Origin of the sequence: Mesorhizobium sp. M7D.F.Ca.US.004.03.1.1, assembly GCF_003998635.1 — a bacterium.
In the GTDB taxonomy this organism is placed as follows: domain Bacteria; phylum Pseudomonadota; class Alphaproteobacteria; order Rhizobiales; family Rhizobiaceae; genus Mesorhizobium; species Mesorhizobium loti.
Map to the genome: position 1 here is coordinate 1 of NZ_RZQG01000037.1, position 17,524 is coordinate 17,524.

Here is a 17,524-nt window from a genome sequence, read left to right on the forward strand (position 1 = left end):
ATCAACGGCAGCACCCAGGAGCCGATGTCGACCGTCGCCAGGCGCACCAGCATGCTGAAGCGACCCGCGAAGGCATCGGGATCGCCGATCTCGTTGGCGATGCCGACCCAGCCGACGATCAGCGCCGGTGCGGCAACGACAATGGCGAAAAAGGAATTCCAGAAGCCGTCGGCCGACAGGTCGAGCAGGCGCAATCCATCGGCCTTGCCGAGCATCAATCGCCAGGCGCCCGTCAGCGAAGCTTGGGTTTCGTCCGCCGAAAGCATGTTGCTCAGCCCTGTCCGAACCAGTCTTCGATGAAGCGCTGGTAGATTCGCGTCAGCGTTTCAAGATCGGCAATGGCGACGCGTTCGTCGACCATGTGCATGGTCTTGCCGACCAGCCCGAACTCGACCACCGGACAATAGTCCTTGATGAAACGCGCGTCGGATGTACCGCCTGAGGTCGACAGCGTCGGCTCCTTGCCGACCGCCGACTTGATCGAGCCGCGGAGCGTTTCAATCAGTTTGTCGTCGCGGGTCAGGAAGACATGGCTTGGCCGGTCGCGCCAGACGAGCTCGTAGTCGACCGGCGTCTTCTTGCCCTGCCGGTACTTCTTGCGTTTGGCCGCCTGGTCGAGCCGGTTGTGGATCTCGGCCTGAAGGGTCTCATCAGTCCAGGTGTCGTTGAAGCGGATGTTGAAGGTGGCAAGCGCCTTGGCCGGAATGACATTGGTGGCGGGGTTGCCGACATCGATGGAGGTGATCTCCAGGTTGGTCGGCTGGAAATCCCTGGTTCCCTTGTCGAAGACGGGATGCAGCAAGGCGTCGACCAGGCTCATCAGCCCGCGCACCGGATTGTCGGCAAGCTGCGGGTAGGCGACATGGCCCTGGCGGCCGTTGACTGATATGGCGCCGGACATCGAGCCGCGGCGGCCGATCTTGATCATGTCGCCGAGCCCGTCCGGGTTGGTCGGCTCGCCGACGATAGAGGCATCCCATTTCTCGCCCCTGGAAGCCGCCCATTCGAGCAGCTTGACGGTGCCGTTGATGGCCGGCCCTTCCTCGTCGCCGGTGATCAGCAGCGAGACCGAGCCTTTCGGACCACCATTCTGCTCGACATGGCGCGCCATGGCGGCGATGAAACAGGCGATGCCGCCCTTCATATCGACTGCGCCACGGCCATACATCTCGCCATTGGCGATCTCGGCGGCGAAGGGCGGATGCGTCCATGCGGCTTCGTCGCCGACCGGCACCACATCGGTGTGGCCGGCGAACATCAGATGCGGGCCGTTGCCGGAACGCCTCGCATAGAGGTTTTCGATGTCGGGCGTGCCGTCTTCGGAAAACACCGGCCGATCGACCAGGAAGCCGAGCGGTTTCAGCATCGTCTCCAGCGCGGTCAGCGCACCGCCCTCAGTGGGCGTCACCGAAGCACAACGGATAAGGGCGGCGAGGTTTTCGGCGGGATCGGTGGGCAGCGTCATGGCAAAAGCGATAGTCGAAAGCGCAGGGCCTGTCACGGCCAGACATAGGGGCCAGCTCCATGGCTGGCGATAGCGCCGACATTATGGTTTTCATGTCGTATAGTTCCGGGCCGAATGCGGGGCGACAGGATGGCAAACGGGGACAAGAGGATCGTCATTGCCGGCGCCGGCAGCATTGGCTGCTATGCCGGCGGCTGCCTGGCGCTCGCCGGCCGCGAGGTGACCCTGCTGGCCCGGCCGCGCATCGAGGCGGCCTTGCGGCAGGGTGGGTTGCGGGTCAGCGACCTTGAAGGCCGCGATCGCACGATCAGGCCCGAGGCACTTGTCGTCACCACCGATCCGGCGACCGCCTTGCCGCAAGCGGACGTGATCCTGGTCACGGTCAAGAGCGGCGCGACGCAGGACATGGCAGCCCTCATCAGGGCCCATGCGCGCCCGGATGCTGTGGTGGTCAGCCTGCAGAACGGCATCGACAATGCCGACAGGCTGCGTGCAGGACTTGGCCGGCGAACGGTGCTGGCCGGCATGGTGCCGTTCAATGTCGTACAGTCGCCGGACGGCGAACTGCCGCTGCGCGTGCATCGCGCCAGCGACGGCACGGTGATGGTCGAGGACGGCGACGCCGGCCTAATCGGCCTGCTCGGCGTCGAGGGATTTGCGGTCGAAGCCCATGGCGAGATAAAGGCCGTGCTGTGGGGCAAGCTGCTGATGAATTTGAACAACGCGCTGGTGGCGCTTTCCGGCCTGCCGCTGGCAACCGAATTGGCCGATCGGCGCTGGCGGCTGATCCTGGCCGGTCAGATCGACGAGGCGCTCACGGCGATGAAAGCGTCCGGCATCGAGCCGGCGCGGATCGCCGGCCTGCGGCCGGTGCTGCTGCCGAAAGTGCTCCGGCTGCCGGACTGGCTGTTCAAGCTCTTGGCGCGACGCATGCTGACGATCGACCCGCAGGCGCGCTCATCGATGTGGGACGATTTGCAGCGCGGCCGGCCGACGGAGATCGATGATTTGCAAGGCGCCATCCAGCGGCTGGCGGAAACGGCCGGCACGTCGGCGCCGATGGTCCAGCGGATCACCGCCTTGGTGCGCGCGGCGGAATCGGAGCGGCTTGGCTCGCCGGGCCTGGCGCCGGAGCAGGTCGTTGCGCCGCCGGCTGGCCGTCGATCAACGTGATCTTCTGCCAGATTTTCCGCGACAGGTTGGACGCCAGGTTTTCGATGTCGTTGACGCCGTCGATGACCACGTCGTCATTGACCGACTGTGCGAACAGCGCTGCGATCTTGCCGGTGATCGACAGCATTTCGGAGCAATAGTCGAGGTAGCGCGCCAGGTCGGCGGCGTTGGTGATGCGGGCCGGCGAGTGCGCCGTCGGCTTGAAATTGGCCGAAAGGGCCGCCGGATCCTTGGTCAGCTGGTGCATGTCGATGACATGGATCAGCGACCGCAGGCCGTGCAGCTGGCGAAATACCCGCTTGCGTTTGATGCGCTCCTCGGTGCGGATCAACGCCAGGAAGCCGAGCACGGCGAGGATCATCATGTTGATCGTGGCTTCGATGCCTTGCACCGACTGCACCGCATCGTCGGCCTGGGAGATGTGGATGAGCGGCAGGATGGTGCCGACGAACAGAAAGATCAGCGCACCGGCGATGACGGCGGCGATGATGAGCCCGCGCAGCCACCAGATCGGCGCTTCGAGCGCCTGAGCCGCCTTGGCCAGATCGCGCGACAGCGAGACCAGTTCGGCGGCGACGCCACGCAATCCCGCTTCGGGGAAACGGTCGGCGATCCGCTCTTCCAGCCGCTCGGCGGTTTCGACGATCAGTTTCGGATCAAGCGTGCGGTAGCGCATGTCCGATCGGCCCTCAGGGTTGTGCCGGCTCGTTGGTGCGCCGGCCATAGCGGTTGGGCCCAGGCTGCCCTGGAAACAGGCACAACACAAGGAAGGCGACGATCGAGACCACCGGCACGAACAGGATCAGCGCGGCAATGCCCGGCTTGTCGAGGTCGTGCAGCCGCTTGACCGCCAGCGCGATGTTGGACCACAGCGAGGCGATGAAGGCGACGAAGAAGATGAACGACCACATGTTGCTCTCGGCCGAACCTTCCGGCACCAGCGTGAAGCGGTAGAGCGGAAAGGCCTGGATGATGGCGACGAGCAACCCGCCAAGAAAATAGGCCGCGCGACTGACGCGGCCCGATATTTTGAAGAAAAGCCAGGTGAGATCTGATCTGTCAGGCAAGCGGGTCCGGTCCATATTGATTGGCACCCCTGGTGCCTTCGAGGATGCCGAGTTCGACCAGCAGCCAGATGCCGCCGATAATGGGTACGAGGCCGATCAGCGTCCACCAGCCCGACTTGTTGCGGTCGTGCCAGCGTTTGGCATAGAGGGCAATCGCGAAATAGATCGATGCCAGCGCGAAGAGGATGCCGATAATGCCGACCTGAGCGCCGCTGGCCGTGGTGAACCGCGTGCCGAGGATCGCATCGAGAATGAAAGCTATGACGCCGATAACGATGAATACGCCGATGCCAGCCCAGAACTTGCCACGGTTGATGCGGCCATCAAAGCTTGTGAGCAGATATTTCCAGTCCATGTCACCCCTCCATATTGAACCAGCGCGACCGATTGTCGCGCCGGCGGAAGGTGCGCTCGCTTTGCGGAAAGATCAATCGCGGAGCAATTCGTTGATCGAGGTCTTGGACCGGGTCCTGGCGTCGACACGCTTGACGATGACGGCGCAGTAGAGGCTGGGGCCAGGTTCGTTGTTCGGAAAAGGTTTGCCCGGCAGCGAACCGGCGACGACGACGGAATTCGGCGGCACTTCGCCATAAAAGATTTCGCCGGTGGCGCGGTCGACGATCTTGGTCGACTGGCCGATGAAGACGCCCATGCCGAGCACCGAGCCTTCGCGCACGATGCAGCCCTCGACCACTTCCGAGCGAGCGCCGATGAAGCAATTGTCCTCGATGATGGTAGGCCCGGCCTGCATCGGCTCCAGCACGCCGCCGATGCCGACGCCGCCGGACAGATGGACGTTCTTGCCAATCTGGGCACAGGAGCCGACCGAGGCCCAGGTGTCGACCATGGTACCTGAGTCGACATAGGCGCCGACATTGACGAAGGACGGCATCAGCACGGCGCCAGGCGCGACATAGGCCGAACGGCGCACGATCGACGACGGCACGGCGCGGAAGCCTGCCTTCTCGAAGTCGACGGCACTCCAGCCGTCGAATTTCGACGGCACCTTGTCCCACCACACCGCCTCGCCCGGACCACCCTTGATGATCTCCATCGGGTTGAGCCGGAACGACAACAGCACGGCCTTCTTCAGCCACTGGTTGACATGCCACTTGCCGTCGGCCTGCCGTTCGGCGACACGGGCGTCGCCGCGATCGAGCAGGTCAAGCGCCGACTGGATGGCATCGCGCGTTTCGCCACGCGTCGCCGTCGAAATCGTGTCGCGTTCCTCGAAGGCCTTCTCAATGGTCTTTTCGAGACTCGCCAGATCGGGCTTCGACATGAATTCGCTCCATTACCAAGCTGTTAAGGGGCAACGCCTTAACCTGTTTCCAAAGTCGCGCGGACCCCTTGGCAGGCTTTGCCTGCCTGGGTCTTTGCATGTAGCAGGTTCTTGTCACAAAACCGCCGGACACTTTTGCGGAACCTGCTTATGTGAAGCCTTGGTGAGGGTCAATCGCGGGTGCGTCATGGGACGGCGCAAGTGAAAGAATTGGACGGGTAAAGCATATGACTCCTATGGAAAAGGCGGGGTGGACCCCGTTGCCGCATTCGGACGAGGATCTGGAGCGGTCGAAGAGCGTGCCGGACACGCCGCAGACGCGTGCCGAGACCTACCGGCTGGCCTGGAACGATCCCGACTTCATGACGCGGCGCGAGTTGCGCGCGGTCAGGTTGCAGCTCGAACTCCTGAAGCCCGAGATGATCCTGGCCGAACGCGGCATCCGTTCGACGGTGATCCTGTTCGGCGGCGCACGCCTGCCGGAACCCGGCGGCGAGGCCTGGGCGGCCAAGAACGAGACGCAGAGGAAGAACCTCGAGGAAAACAGCAAATACTACGAGGAGGCGCGCAAATTCGCGCGTCTCTGCTCGCGGCAGTCGGCTGCTTCATACTATCGTGAATATGTCGTGGTGACCGGCGGCGGGCCCGGCGTGATGGAAGCGGGAAATCGCGGCGCCGACGATGTCGGCGCGCCGTCGATCGGCCTCAACATCGTCCTGCCGCATGAGCAGGCGCCGAACATCTATGTGACGCCGGAGCTCTGCTTCAACTTCCACTATTTCGCCATCCGCAAGATGCATTTCGTCATGCGCGCCAAGGCCGTGGCGGTGTTTCCCGGCGGCTTCGGCACGATGGACGAGTTCTTCGAGACGCTGACACTGATCCAGACCGGACGCATGGAGCGCGTGCCCGTGATCCTGTTCGGCAAATCCTTCTGGAAGCGGGCGATCGATCTCGATTTCCTCGCCGAGCAGGGCACGATCAGCCCCGGCGACCAGGACATCATCGACTTCGTCGACACCGCCGATGAGGCCTGGGGGATTATCAGCCGGTTCTACAAGTTAGGGGAGTAGGGCTGGGAATTGGAGAACTGGGGAATTGAAGAATGAGGGGGATTGCGCGTTCCGGATCGATTCCCCAATTCGTCAGTTCTTCAATTCCCTACCCCCGTCTCCACAATCGCCGTCAGAAACCCCGCAAGATCGTCGGTGACGAAATCGACATCATCCTCATTGGCCGGGTCGCGCTCCCAGATCTCGGCAAAGGTGGGCTCGAAATTGCGTGGCACCACCAGCACCGTGGTCATGCCGAGCGACTTCGGCACCGAAAGATTGCGGGCAAGATCTTCGAACATTACCGCATTGTGGCCGGTGACGGCGTGGAGCTCGGCGAACTTCTCGTAGGTCTGGCGCGCCGGTTTGGGATTGAGCCCGGCGGCGACGATATCGAAAATGTCGTCGAAATGGTCGAGAATGCCGAGCTGGCGCGCGGTGCGTTCGGCATGCCTGCGGTCGCCATTGGTGAAGATGAACTTGCGGCCCGGAAGCTGGCGGATGGCGGTGCCGAGAACGGGATCGGGCACCAGCCATGAATAATCGATGTCATGCACCTTCTCGAGGAAATCGTCGGGGTCGATGCCATGACGCGTCATCAACCCATTCAGCGTCGTGCCATATTCGCGGTAGAGTTCCTTCTGCAGCTTGCGCGCTTCGTCGCGCGGCAGCGCCAGGAGTTCGCCGACATAGGCCGTCATCTTGACGTCGATCTGCGAGAACAGATTCGAGTGGTGCGGATAGAGCGTGTTGTCGAGATCGAACACCCAGTCGGTGACATGGGCGAAGCGCGCGGGGTCGGGGAGCGTGGTCATGCGCTCCTTATGGCATGAAACGGGCATTCCGGAAGCGACTTTATCCACAACTTCTACTCGTTGAGGTTGCGTAAATCGCCTCACGATTCAAATTTTATGCATCCGGGAAAGGTGGCCTTCAGGGCTTGCTGGCACAGAGACAGTCTTGTGGGAGCAAGCGATGAGCAGCATAATTCTTAGATCCGCCGCCGTTGCTTTCGCCTCTGTCGCGGCCTCTCTCCTGCTGACGCTGATCATCGTTCCGGCGATGGGATTTCCGGTAAACCGTACGATCTGGCTGTCTTCTACGCTCTGTCCTCTGGTGCTGGCATGGGCTGCCAGCGCAAGTACTTTCTGGCAAAGCGACAGACTGAAAACCGCACATCGCGAACTTGCCCGCGCCCATGCCCAGCTCGCCGCAGCGCATCGCCGCCTGGCGGAAAAGGCGAGCCGCGACGACATGACCGGCATGCTCAACCGGGAAAGCTTCTTTGCCGCGCTCGACGGTTCGCGCCGCAAGTCCGATCGCGGCGCGCTGCTGATCATCGACGCCGACCACTTCAAGAAGATCAACGATAATTTTGGCCACCTGACCGGCGATGACGCGCTGCTTTTGATCGCCAGCGCGATCCAGCGCGGCGTGCGCAGCGGCGATGTGCTCGGCCGCATCGGCGGCGAGGAGTTCGGCGCCTTCCTGATCGGCGCCACCGAGCAGGAGGCCAAGCGGGTCGCCGAGCGCATTCGCCGCGAAGTCGAGCTGATCCGCTTCCGGCCCGTCGACGAGCGGACCATTCCGCTCACGGTCAGCATCGGCGGCACCGTCTGCGGCGACGATGTCAACGTATCGGACCTGATGCGCGCCGCCGACCGGCGCCTCTACCAGGCCAAGCATCAGGGCCGCAACCTGACGATCCTCGATACGGACATTTCCGCAGCGGCGTGATCCGATCCGCCACAACCAGATCGTTAAGGAAATTCTAACGCTGTTTGCACTCGGTTGCACCGTTTAGCCGGGTTTTCACTGCTTTGCGGCCAGACTTGGCACGATACTGGCTTCTGCGGCGATGCATGTGTCGTTCCGGGAACTGCCGTTCCAGGAATGCCACGCATTGTCGAAGCTCCCACCCGAGAGACCGTCATGAGTTTCCTCATCAAAAAAATGTCACGCCGCGCGATCGTGCAGGCGCTGATCGCACTGCCTGCCCTGTCTTTGTTCCGCAAGCTGCCTGATGCCGATGCCGCCCATCCATCCCATGCCGGTGCATCCCTGGCCGACCCGAGCGAGATCGTCGAGGTCAATGGCTGGATCCTGAAGCGGAGTGACCTGGCATGATCTTCGACAGCTACGAGGCGTATCGCGCCGCGAACTTCACCCCAAAGGTGTGCATCCTCGGCTCCGGCCCGGCTGGCACCACCGTTGCCCGCAAGCTTGGCGCCGCCGGCATTCCGGTCGTGGTGCTGGAGGCCGGCTCGCGTGAGTTCAGCGACGAGTCGCAGGATTTCTACCGTGGCACCACGGTCGGCGATTTCTATTTCGATCTCGACATCACCCGGCTGCGGTTCATGGGTGGCAGTTCCAACCACTGGGCCGGCTGGTGCCGCGTGCTCGACAAACAGGATTTCGAGCCGAAGGCCTGGGTGCCCGATACGGGCTGGCCGATCCGCCGCACCGACATCGAGCCCTATCTGCCGGAAGTGCGCGATATTCTCGACCTTCCGGCCTTCCGGCCGGACATGCCGATCTCGGACGACATTCGCTGGGTGCAGCTGATCAAGAGCCCGGCTGTGCGCTTCGCCGAGAAATTCGGCGACGAACTCGACAAAGCCGGGAACATCGCGGTCGTGCTCAACACATGCGTCACTGAACTTGTCGGCGACGGCAAACGCGTGACGGGCGCCAGACTGTGGTCGAACGGGCAGGATGCCGGCTCCTTCAGCGCAGACTATTTCATCGTCTGCACCGGCGGGCTGGAGAATTCGCGGCTGCTTCTGTGGTCGAACCAGCGCTCGAACGGCGGCGTCGTGCCGAATGCGGCAGCGCTTGGCCGCTACTGGATGGAGCATCCGACCTTCGAGGGCGGCAATGCCATCCTGGCCGACTACAACGCGTTCGAGGTCGACGCCGTCAACGAGGCCTTCTTCTCGCCGACACTTGCCGCCATGGAGCGGCTGCAGATCATGAATTTCGGCATCAGATTGATCGAGACGCCGTATCCGGGGGTCAAGAGCCTTATCGCCGACCTCGCCTGCACGGCGCCCAACATGGCCGAGTGGATGTCCTCCAAGCTCAGCCAGAGGCTGCGCTGCGCTGCCCAGCTCTACGTCGCATGGGAACAGGCGCCGCTGGCCTCCAACCAGATCGAGCTGTCGAAGACCGATGTCGATCATGCCGGCGCACCGCGCATCGAACTGCACTGGAAGAAATCCGAGCTGGAACATCGCACCCTGCTCGAAGGGCTCAGACTGTTCGGCACGACGCTGATCGAAAAGAACCTCGGCCGGGTGCGCATCGCCGACTGGATCAGCAATGGTCAGGACTATCCGACCAATGACGAGACGGCGGGCCATCACCATATGGGCGGCACGCGCATGGGCACCGACATCAGCGAGAGTGTTGTCGACGCCAACTGCAAGGTGCACGGCATGGACAATCTCTATGTCGGCGGCTCCTCGGTGTTCTGCACATCGGGCCAATGCAACCCGACGACGACGATCACCGCGCTGGCCTGCCGTCTGGGCGACCATCTGAGCAAGGTGGTCACCGTCTGACGGCCCCACGGCAACGTCCTGAATTTCGCGGCATCCCGGCAAAGCCGGCGCCAGTGATGGCGCCGGCGGATGCGCGGCATGGCTCAAATGCCGTAGACGGCGATGCGCACCAGCACGGCTGCTGCGGCCAGCGACACCAGCAGAATGCCGAGGCCGATGGGAGAGCCCCAGCCATACCATTCCATTGCCAGCTTGGCGTATTTGAACTCCTCCTCATGCGAGAGCGGCGCGCGCTGTTGAATCAAGCTCATTTTTCACTCCTTGTCGGCGGCTGGCTCTTGCCTTGCAGGCAGTGCGGCCGCATATTGCTGCGATGGTCTAAATGTTAGACAGATTGATAATTAGATGATCGAAGTAAATTCGTCAACCGGGAATCGTGCCGAACTGACTGCCTCCATCGGCCTTGCCATCATGCAGTGGCAGGACGCGACGCAGGCCTATGACGAAGCGGTGGGGGTGAGGCTTGGGCTGAACATGGCCGAACGCCATTGCATCGGGCTGCTCCATGGCGGCCCGCAATCGGCCGGCGCGATCGCCACCGCGACCGGGCTGACACCGGCTGCGGTGACCGCGCTGATCGACCGGCTGGAAGCGCGCGGCCTGCTGACGCGCATGCGCAGTCTCGAGGACAGGCGCAAGGTGGTCATAGAGGCGACCGAGGCCACGCGGGAACTGTCGGCGCGCTACTACGGTGCCATCGCGCGGGAAGGCGAAAGGGTGATCGCCAGCTTCGGCGACGCAGAGCTCGCCACCATATCGCGCTTCGTCAACGCCGCACTCGACCTGCAGCGCGACCAGCTGGCGCGGCTGAAGGCCGAGGGGCCCGACACTCCAAACGGGCGATAGGAGTGCCGATGGCTCCCGCCCCATCGAGGGGGGAGACACGCTTTTGCGGAAAGCTAGACGGTTGCCGGGTCGAGCGCCGGCTGGCCCTTGCGGCGGGCGACGATCGCCTCGAAGTCGGCAGTCTGGAAGGCATCGCGCAAGGCGTCGAACGACGGCAGCACGAAATAGGCACGCTGGAACTTGTCGATCTCGTAGCCGGTCCGCATCACCGTTTCCAGGTCGAAGGGCACGTGGTGAGCGTCCTTGCTGTCGACCGCGAATTGCAATTCGGTAAACGACGACATCAGGCCGGCGCCAAAGGCTTTCAGCGTCTGGCCGGCCTCCTGCATCAGGCCGTATTCGGCCGTGTACCAGTAGAGCCGGGTGATCATCTCGTCGCCGCCCAGCGCGATGATGTCGCCGGCCTTGCGGCCATACATCTGCATGAAATCGGCGAACACCGGCTGCGACAGAACAGGGACGTGGCCGAAGAAATCGTGGAACATGTCGGGCTCGACGATGTAGTCGAGTTCCTGCCGGGTCCGCAGCCAGTTGGTGACCGGGAAGCGGCGATTGGCGAGATGGTCGAAGAACGGGGCTGCGGGAATGAGCCCCGGCACGGCGACGATCTCCCAGCCGGTCAGCTTGTGCAGCTTGGCGCTGACCTCCTCGAAATCGGGGATGCGATCAAGCAGGCCGAGCTTCTCGACGCCGTCGAGATAGGAATGGTGGGCGAGCTTGCGCGTCAGTTTGGTCTGGCGGTCGCACAGCGTGCGCCACACCGCCTGCTCTTCGGCGCTGTAGTCGTAACCCTGCGCCACGGTAAAATCGGAACGGCAGACCGAATAGTCGCCGCGCAACCCTTGCGCCGCGCAGTCGCGGGCATATTCGGCAACGCTCATCGTCGTCATGGTTTTTCTCCTCGCAAATCATGAATGGCGAATGGTGCTGAAAGGCTAACCGGATTTGCCGAGGCAAATCGGTTTTGATGATGGCTCGAATGCGGGAATCGGGATAACATTCACTCAGAAAGCGCCTTCAAGGAGTGAGAATGCCTCAATTCGATGAGTTCGAGATCAAGATGCTCGATGTCCTGCAGCGCGACGGACGCAAGCCGGTGTCCGAACTGGCGCAAGAGATCGGCCTGTCGACGACGCCGTGCGCGCGGCGCTTCGAGGCGCTGCAGGAGGCCGGCATCATCAAGGGTTTTGCCGCGGTGATCAGTCGCCGCGCGGTCGGGCTGATGGTCGAGGTGTTCATCCAGGTGCGCCTAGTCAGCCACAGCGACGGCTCGCCCGAAAGCTTCATCGCCGCCGTGCAGCGCATGGACGAGGTGTCGTCGTGCTGGACGATGACCGGCGACCACGATTTCCTGCTGCATGTCATGGTGCCGTCGGTCGACGAGCTCAACGCCTTCGTCATGCACCGGCTGATGCGGCTCGACGGCGTGCGTGATGTCCACACCCAGCTCGTGCTGCAGAACATCAAGGGACCCGGCCACGTGCCGCTCGCCCACCTCAGGCGGTGACAATGCCTGCCTTCGCACTCCTTGGGGAAAAGCTGCACGCAAACTGCTGAAACAGGCCAAGCGGACGTCCACATCGACAACCAGCATGCGCGGACCAACTTCCAGGAGGTCCGCCATGAAAATCGTCCTGATTAATCCGCCGCACACTGCAATCGGCAGCCGCGTGCCCGACGATCATCTGCCGCCGCTCGGCCTGCTGGCGCTGGGCGGCCCGCTGATCGATGCCGGCCATGAGGTGCGGCTCGTCGACGCCGAATTTGGGCCGATGCCGCTCGACAGCGTCGTGCGCGACGCGCTCGCCGATCGCCCCGACTTCGTCCTGATCGGCCATTCCGGCTCGACCTCGGCGCACCCGACCGCCTTGCTGATCGCCAAAATGATCAAGGAGCAAGAGCCGGCGACCATCGTCATCTATGGCGGCGTCTTTCCGACCTATCACTGGCGTGACATCCTGGCCGCAACGGATGCCTTCGACTTCATCGTGCGCGGCGAAGGCGAGGCGACCGTGGTGGCGCTGGTCGAGGCGCTGGAGATGCACCAGCAGCCGGCGAGCGTGGCCGGCATCGCCTATCGCGACGATCTGCGCCGTCCCTTCGCCACGCAGCCGGCCATGACCATTGCCGACCTCGACGCCTACCGCGTCGGCTGGGAGCTGATCGACCATATCAACTACAGCTATTGGGGCGGCAAGCGTGCCGTGGTCATGCAGTTTTCGCGCGGCTGTCCGCATCTGTGCAATTATTGCGGCCAGCGCGGCTTCTGGACCCGCTGGCGGCATCGCGATCCCGTGAAATTCGCGCAAGAAATCGCCTGGCTGCATCGCGAACACGGCGTCGAGCTGATCAATCTCGCCGACGAGAATCCGACGGTTTCGAAGAAAGCCTGGCGCGCCTTCCTCGACGCCCTGATTGCCGAGAACGTGCCGGTGCTGATTGTCGGTTCGACTCGCGCCGACGACATCGTGCGCGATGCCGACACGCTGCACCTCTACCGCAAGGCGGGTGTCATCCGCTGGCTGCTCGGCATGGAAAACACCGACGAACAGACGCTTCAATTGATCCGCAAGGGCGGCAGCACCTCATCCGATCGCGAGGCGATAAGGCTGCTGCGCCTGCACGGCATCCTGTCGATGGCAACCTGGGTGGCCGGCTTCGAGGACGAAGGCTTTCGTGACCTGTGGCGCGGCTTTCGTCAGCTCATCGCCTACGATCCGGACCAGATCCAGGCGCTCTATGTGACGCCGCATCGCTGGACGCCGTTCTTCCGCATCGCCCGGGATCGCAAGGTGATCCAGCGGGATGCCCGCCTGTGGGATTACAAGCACCAGGTGCTGCAGATGACCCGGCTGAAGCCGTGGATGCTGTTCTTCAGCGTCAAGCTGATCGAGCTGGCGGTGCAGTCGCGGCCCAAGGCGCTGGCGCGCATCCTGTTCCACAGGGATCCGGAGCAGCGGCACTCGATGCGCTGGTACACGCAGATGGGCCGCCGCGTCTGGTTCCGCGAGGTCTGGGGATTTCTGGTCCGCGACACCAGGGTGAAAGACGGTCCGACGCTGGCCGAATTCTGGGGCGCGCCGCAGGACGCCGAGGAGGAATCGATGACCGTTCGACGTTCGGTGCGCAAGCTGGCACCGCCCGAGATTACGATTTCGCCACGCCTCTGATGGCAATCTCCTAAGATCATACGCGACGTATGCGTATTGACATACGAGGCGTATGCACCCACATCCAACATACGGGGCGTATGTCAATTGCAGCCCCGAATGTTGGAGTGCAGCGATCAAAACCTTCAAGCTTTGCGAACGGCTTCGCCTGCGCGGCGAAGCCGCGTCGCAATCGCCCGAAGGTCGGACCTGCCTTGTTTTGAATGGAGAAACCATGACCAAACGCGACGCGATCTTTCCTGCCGGCCGGCAGGCTCTCTACGAGATCAACCGCTATTCGGCGGCGATCCGCTCGGGTGACCTTCTGTTCGTCTCCGGCCAGGTCGGCAGCCGCGAGGACGGGTCGCCCGAGCCGGTCTTCGAAAAGCAGGTGCAGCTTGCCTTCGACAATCTCGCGGCTGTGCTGAAGGCCGCCGGCTGCACGTTCGACGACATCGTCGACGTGACCACGTTCCACACCGATCCAGCCGCGCAGTGGCAGGCGATCGACGCCGTTCGGCTGAAGGCGTTCGGTGAGCCGCCTTACACGAACTGGACCGCGGTGGGCGTGAACTGGCTGGCGGGCTTCGATTTCGAGATAAAGGTCATCGCGCGCCTTCCTCAGGCCGCCTGATCGATCGGCGGCGAGCGGCTAAGCGGCCGTTCGCCCCTCAGGGCACGATCAGCGTGCCGGCGCCGTGTTCGGTGAACAGTTCCAGCAGCACCGCATGCGGCGTCTTGCCGTTGAGGATGACGACGCCTTCGACGCCGCGCTCGATCGCTTCGATACAGGTCTCGACCTTGGGGATCATGCCGCCTGACACCGTGCCGTCCTTGATCAGCGCCTTGGCCTCGGCCACGGTCAGTTCGTCGATCAGCTTCTTGTTCTTGTCGAGCACGCCGGGCACATCGGTGAGGAACAGCAGCCGTGTTGCCTGGCAGGCGCCGGCAATGGCGCCGGCGAAGGTGTCGGCGTTGATGTTGTAGGTGTGGCCGTCGCGGCCCGGCGCCACCGGTGCCAGCACCGGGATCATTTCGGAACGCGCCAGAAGGTCGAGCAGCGTGCGGTCGACCTCGACCGGCTCGCCGACGAAGCCAAGATCGAGCACGCGCTCGATGTTCGAGTCCGGGTCGATCATGGTCTTGCGGGCCTTTTCGGCGAACACCATGTTGCCGTCCTTGCCGCACAGGCCGATCGCCCATTCGCCCTCGGCGTTGATCAGCGCGACGATCTCCTTGTTGATCGAGCCGGCCAGCACCATTTCGACGATCTCGACCGTCTTCTGGTCGGTGACGCGCAGGCCGCCCTCGAACTTCGATTCGATGCCCATCTTGGCCAGCATGGCGCCGATCTGCGGGCCGCCGCCGTGGACGACGATCGGGTTGACGCCGGACTGCTTCAGGAGCGCGATGTCGCGCGCGAACGCCTTGCCGAGCTCGATATCGCCCATGGCGTGGCCGCCATATTTCACCACGACGGTCTTGTGCTCGTAACGCTGCATGTAGGGCAGCGCCCGCGAAAGCAGAGCGGCCTGCATTTCGGCGGTGGCGGTTATTTCCGTCATCGGCTTGTTTCCCGGCTTTTGGTTTTATGCATGTCGTTGTCCCAAAACCGCTGGACACTTTTGGGCGACATGCATCAGGTAAGGACGGCGGCGTCTTAGCGGGAATTGGCGCCGCCCGCAAATGGCTTTGCTGTCATATTCGAGCGCTTCACGACCTCGTCATCATGACGGCACCATCAGCGGCGCCCTGCGGCCCAGCCAACCCGAGATCTTCTCCATCTGCGCGGCAAGCGACAGCAGCGTCTCCTCATCGCCCGGACGGCCCGCTGCCTGGATGCCGATCGGCAGGCCGGCGTCGGTGACATGGACCGGCAGGGCGATCGACGGCTGGCCGCTGACATTCTGGATCGCCGGCCAATGGGTGAACCAAAGGCTCTTGTCCATCAGCTGGCCGAAGAACGGCTTCAGCTTCAGCAAGGCCGTCAGATGAAGCTTGTCGAGCAGGTTCTCGATGAGCTCGTCGGCGCCTTTCGGATCCATGGCACCGCAGGCGAGCGGCGGGTGGGCAATGATCGGCATCAGCACGGCGTCATACTGTGCGGTCTCCGCGATCAGCCGCCGCGAGGCGGCATGCAGCCGTTGCAGGTCGGCATAGGTCTCGCCGGCCGACACCATTTCGCCGAAGCGGGCGAGCACGCGTGTGGCTCGCTCGATGTCGCCGGTGACGGAACGGCCGACACGCAGCGCTTGCGCCCGCATCGTGCCGGCGACGGCAGAGGCAACCGTCCTGCAGAAGTCGGCGAAGAAATCGCGCCCGATAGAAGGCAGGTCGATCTCCTCGACCGTATGGCCGCCCTCACGGACAAGCGCCACCGCCGTGTCGAGCGCCTTGAGCGTCTCATCCGAGATCGGCAGGCCAAGCGGCGATTTGCGATACACGGCCAGCCTGAGCTTGCCGGGATCGCGCGCGGCAGCCGCCGTGAATGTGCCTTTCGGCGACGGCGCGGCATAGGGCGACAGGAGGTCGGGACCGTGGGTGAGGTCGAGCAGCAACGCGCAATCGCGCACCGAACGGGTGAGCGCATGGTCGACCACCATGCCGTACCAGCTTTCGCTCACCAGGGGCGTCAGCGGTGTGCGGCCACGCGACGTCTTCAGGCCGACAAGTCCGGTGCAGGCGGCAGGCACGCGGATCGAGCCGCCGCCATCCGAGGCATGCGCCACCGGCACCACGCCTGCCGCGACCAGTGCCGCCGCACCACCCGACGAGCCACCGCTGGTATGACCGGTGTTCCAGGGATTGCGGGTGATGCCGAAGGCCTTGGATTCGGTCATCAGCCGAAGCCCGTGTTCCGGCGACGTGGAGGTGACGACCGGAATGAGGCCGGCGGCGAGATAGCGGTCGGTCAGCACCGAATTGACATCGGCCAGCCATGCCGGAATGCGGCTGCCGCCATGCGTCGGCACGCCCTTGATGGCGATGCCGAGATCCTTGATGGCGAAGGGAACGCCGGCCAGCGGCAGCGAGCGGTCGACGGTCTTCGCCCGGGCGCGGGCGGCATCATAGAGCGGCTCGGCCGTGGCGTTGATGTCGGGCCGCGTGGCCTCGGCACGGGCGATCGCTGCTTCGGTCAGCTCGACGGCTGAAATGTCGCCCTTGCGAACCAGGTCGGCGAGGCCGGTTGCGTCCTGCGCCCACAGTGTATGTTCAACCGACATGCGCGCCCCCGTCACTGCCAGCAAGCTAGCCAGTGGCGACTTCATTGGCAATCGAGGACAAATCCGGGCCGGCGACACGCAAAAGCTTAGGCGTGCACAAGGTTATTTCCGCCGTTGCAAATACATTGCAATCGCCTAATTTGCCTGAGATGACGCCGCAGGACATCACCAAGCTGATCGTCCGGACTTCAATGAAGGATCGGGCTGCGTTCGATCTGCTCTACCGGCAGACCAGCGCGAAACTTTTCGGCGTTTGTCTTCGTGTATTGAACGACCGGGGAGATGCGGAAGAAGCGCTACAGGAAGTCTTCGTCAAGATATGGACGAAGGCGGATCGTTTTGCCGTCTCCGATCTGAGCCCGATCTCCTGGCTGGTGGCGATTGCGCGCAATCATGCGATCGATCGCATCAGGGCGCGGCGCAAGCCCGCAGCCGACATCGATGCCGCGCTCGACGTGGCCGATCCGGCGCCTGGACCTGAAGCGATGGCGGTGGCGGGCGATGAATCCGAACGCATCCATCATTGTCTCGATGAGCTGGAAAAGGACCGGGCGGCGGCCGTCCGGGGCGCCTACCTCAAGGGCGAAAGCTATGCCGAACTGGCGGAGCGCCACGGCGTGCCGCTGAACACGATGCGTACCTGGCTGCGCCGCAGCCTGTTGAAACTCAGAGAATGTCTGGAAAGATGACGCTGGCGGAAGAC

General features: G+C 63.4%; 20 protein-coding genes and 1 pseudogene. 10 read left to right on the plus strand and 11 right to left on the minus strand.

Annotated elements, in window-relative coordinates:
* Both EN935_RS04405 and dapE read right to left on the minus strand, forming a co-directional pair.
* A pseudogene (locus tag EN935_RS04405) lies at window positions 1-266 on the minus strand (transporter); the annotation flags it as partial.
* A gap of 5 nt (window positions 267-271) precedes the next feature.
* Entirely contained in the window at window positions 272-1,465 is a 1,194-nt protein-coding gene (gene dapE, locus EN935_RS04410; RefSeq protein WP_127263141.1) for a succinyl-diaminopimelate desuccinylase, read from the minus strand.
* A 129-nt stretch (window positions 1,466-1,594) separates the two neighbouring features.
* On the opposite strand from dapE, the gene EN935_RS04415 reads away from it, so the two are divergent.
* Window positions 1,595-2,638, plus strand: a complete 1,044-nt coding sequence (locus EN935_RS04415) for a 2-dehydropantoate 2-reductase (protein WP_127263142.1) — start codon at window positions 1,595-1,597, stop codon at window positions 2,636-2,638.
* On the opposite strand, the gene EN935_RS04420 is transcribed toward EN935_RS04415, so the two are convergent.
* The 4 genes from EN935_RS04420 to dapD form a co-directional block, all read right to left on the minus strand.
* Window positions 2,538-3,314, minus strand: a complete 777-nt coding sequence (locus tag EN935_RS04420) for a hypothetical protein (RefSeq protein ID WP_109667273.1) — start codon at window positions 3,312-3,314, stop codon at window positions 2,538-2,540. The two genes, EN935_RS04415 and EN935_RS04420, sit on opposite strands and share 101 nt — an antisense overlap.
* Before the next feature lie 13 nt (window positions 3,315-3,327).
* Window positions 3,328-3,705 carry a DUF805 domain-containing protein gene (locus EN935_RS04425; RefSeq protein WP_164548547.1) on the minus strand — a complete coding sequence of 126 codons (378 nt, stop codon included), beginning with the start codon at window positions 3,703-3,705 and terminating at the stop codon, window positions 3,328-3,330.
* Window positions 3,698-4,060: a DUF805 domain-containing protein gene (locus tag EN935_RS04430; RefSeq protein ID WP_126067156.1), complete on the minus strand. Its 363-nt coding sequence runs from the start codon at window positions 4,058-4,060 to the stop codon at window positions 3,698-3,700. The genes EN935_RS04425 and EN935_RS04430 overlap by 8 nt, the downstream gene beginning before the upstream one ends.
* Window positions 4,061-4,132: 72 nt before the next feature.
* Window positions 4,133-4,987 (minus strand): 2,3,4,5-tetrahydropyridine-2,6-dicarboxylate N-succinyltransferase, encoded by an 855-nt coding sequence (dapD, locus tag EN935_RS04435; RefSeq protein ID WP_126067155.1) that lies wholly within the window; start codon window positions 4,985-4,987, stop codon window positions 4,133-4,135.
* A 227-nt stretch (window positions 4,988-5,214) separates the two neighbouring features.
* Here dapD and EN935_RS04440 point away from each other — a divergent pair, with 227 nt between their 5' ends.
* On the plus strand, window positions 5,215-6,060 hold the full coding sequence (locus EN935_RS04440; protein ID WP_109667284.1) for an LOG family protein: 846 nt from the start codon (window positions 5,215-5,217) through the stop codon (window positions 6,058-6,060).
* An 80-nt stretch (window positions 6,061-6,140) separates the two neighbouring features.
* Here EN935_RS04440 and EN935_RS04445 read toward each other — a convergent pair whose 3' ends face one another.
* On the minus strand, window positions 6,141-6,854 hold the full coding sequence (locus tag EN935_RS04445; protein ID WP_109667287.1) for a pyrimidine 5'-nucleotidase: 714 nt from the start codon (window positions 6,852-6,854) through the stop codon (window positions 6,141-6,143).
* 160 nt (window positions 6,855-7,014) lie between these two features.
* Here EN935_RS04445 and EN935_RS04450 point away from each other — a divergent pair, with 160 nt between their 5' ends.
* The 3 genes from EN935_RS04450 to EN935_RS04460 all read left to right on the plus strand — a co-directional run bounded on the left by EN935_RS04450 (window position 7,015) and on the right by EN935_RS04460 (window position 9,602).
* Complete coding sequence (locus EN935_RS04450; RefSeq protein WP_109667289.1) at window positions 7,015-7,776, plus strand: GGDEF domain-containing protein; 762 nt, start codon at window positions 7,015-7,017, stop codon at window positions 7,774-7,776.
* 195 nt (window positions 7,777-7,971) lie between these two features.
* Window positions 7,972-8,166: a hypothetical protein gene (locus EN935_RS04455; protein WP_109667291.1), complete on the plus strand. Its 195-nt coding sequence runs from the start codon at window positions 7,972-7,974 to the stop codon at window positions 8,164-8,166.
* Entirely contained in the window at window positions 8,163-9,602 is a 1,440-nt protein-coding gene (locus tag EN935_RS04460) for a GMC family oxidoreductase (RefSeq protein WP_127263143.1), read from the plus strand. The genes EN935_RS04455 and EN935_RS04460 overlap by 4 nt, the downstream gene beginning before the upstream one ends.
* Window positions 9,603-9,685: 83 nt before the next feature.
* Here the strand turns inward: EN935_RS04460 and EN935_RS40655 are convergent, their stop codons facing one another.
* Window positions 9,686-9,853, minus strand: coding sequence for a hypothetical protein (locus tag EN935_RS40655; protein ID WP_164757603.1), 168 nt, complete (start codon window positions 9,851-9,853; stop codon window positions 9,686-9,688).
* 94 nt (window positions 9,854-9,947) lie between these two features.
* Here EN935_RS40655 and EN935_RS04465 point away from each other — a divergent pair, with 94 nt between their 5' ends.
* A complete protein-coding gene (locus EN935_RS04465; protein ID WP_109667296.1) occupies window positions 9,948-10,448 on the plus strand; it encodes a MarR family transcriptional regulator in 501 nt (166 codons plus the stop codon).
* A 53-nt stretch (window positions 10,449-10,501) separates the two neighbouring features.
* Here EN935_RS04465 and phhA read toward each other — a convergent pair whose 3' ends face one another.
* A complete protein-coding gene (phhA, locus tag EN935_RS04470) occupies window positions 10,502-11,338 on the minus strand; it encodes a phenylalanine 4-monooxygenase (protein ID WP_109667299.1) in 837 nt (278 codons plus the stop codon).
* A gap of 140 nt (window positions 11,339-11,478) precedes the next feature.
* Between phhA and EN935_RS04475 the strand changes: the two genes are divergently transcribed.
* The 3 genes from EN935_RS04475 to EN935_RS04485 all read left to right on the plus strand — a co-directional run bounded on the left by EN935_RS04475 (window position 11,479) and on the right by EN935_RS04485 (window position 14,231).
* Window positions 11,479-11,955, plus strand: a complete 477-nt coding sequence (locus EN935_RS04475; protein WP_109667301.1) for an Lrp/AsnC family transcriptional regulator — start codon at window positions 11,479-11,481, stop codon at window positions 11,953-11,955.
* A 115-nt stretch (window positions 11,956-12,070) separates the two neighbouring features.
* Window positions 12,071-13,618 carry a magnesium-protoporphyrin IX monomethyl ester anaerobic oxidative cyclase gene (gene bchE / locus EN935_RS04480; protein ID WP_127263144.1) on the plus strand — a complete coding sequence of 516 codons (1,548 nt, stop codon included), beginning with the start codon at window positions 12,071-12,073 and terminating at the stop codon, window positions 13,616-13,618.
* Window positions 13,619-13,832: 214 nt separating this feature from the next.
* Entirely contained in the window at window positions 13,833-14,231 is a 399-nt protein-coding gene (locus tag EN935_RS04485; protein WP_127263145.1) for a RidA family protein, read from the plus strand.
* A 37-nt stretch (window positions 14,232-14,268) separates the two neighbouring features.
* Here EN935_RS04485 and argB read toward each other — a convergent pair whose 3' ends face one another.
* Both argB and EN935_RS04500 read right to left on the minus strand, forming a co-directional pair.
* On the minus strand, window positions 14,269-15,162 hold the full coding sequence (argB, locus tag EN935_RS04490) for an acetylglutamate kinase (protein ID WP_013528489.1): 894 nt from the start codon (window positions 15,160-15,162) through the stop codon (window positions 14,269-14,271).
* 162 nt (window positions 15,163-15,324) lie between these two features.
* Window positions 15,325-16,821: an amidase gene (locus EN935_RS04500; RefSeq protein WP_127263146.1), complete on the minus strand. Its 1,497-nt coding sequence runs from the start codon at window positions 16,819-16,821 to the stop codon at window positions 15,325-15,327.
* 149 nt (window positions 16,822-16,970) lie between these two features.
* Between EN935_RS04500 and EN935_RS04505 the strand changes: the two genes are divergently transcribed.
* The gene (locus EN935_RS04505; RefSeq protein WP_013528490.1) at window positions 16,971-17,510 is read left to right on the plus strand and encodes a sigma-70 family RNA polymerase sigma factor; all 540 of its coding nucleotides are present in this window, start codon (window positions 16,971-16,973) and stop codon (window positions 17,508-17,510) included.
* Window positions 17,511-17,524: the final 14 nt, after the last annotated feature.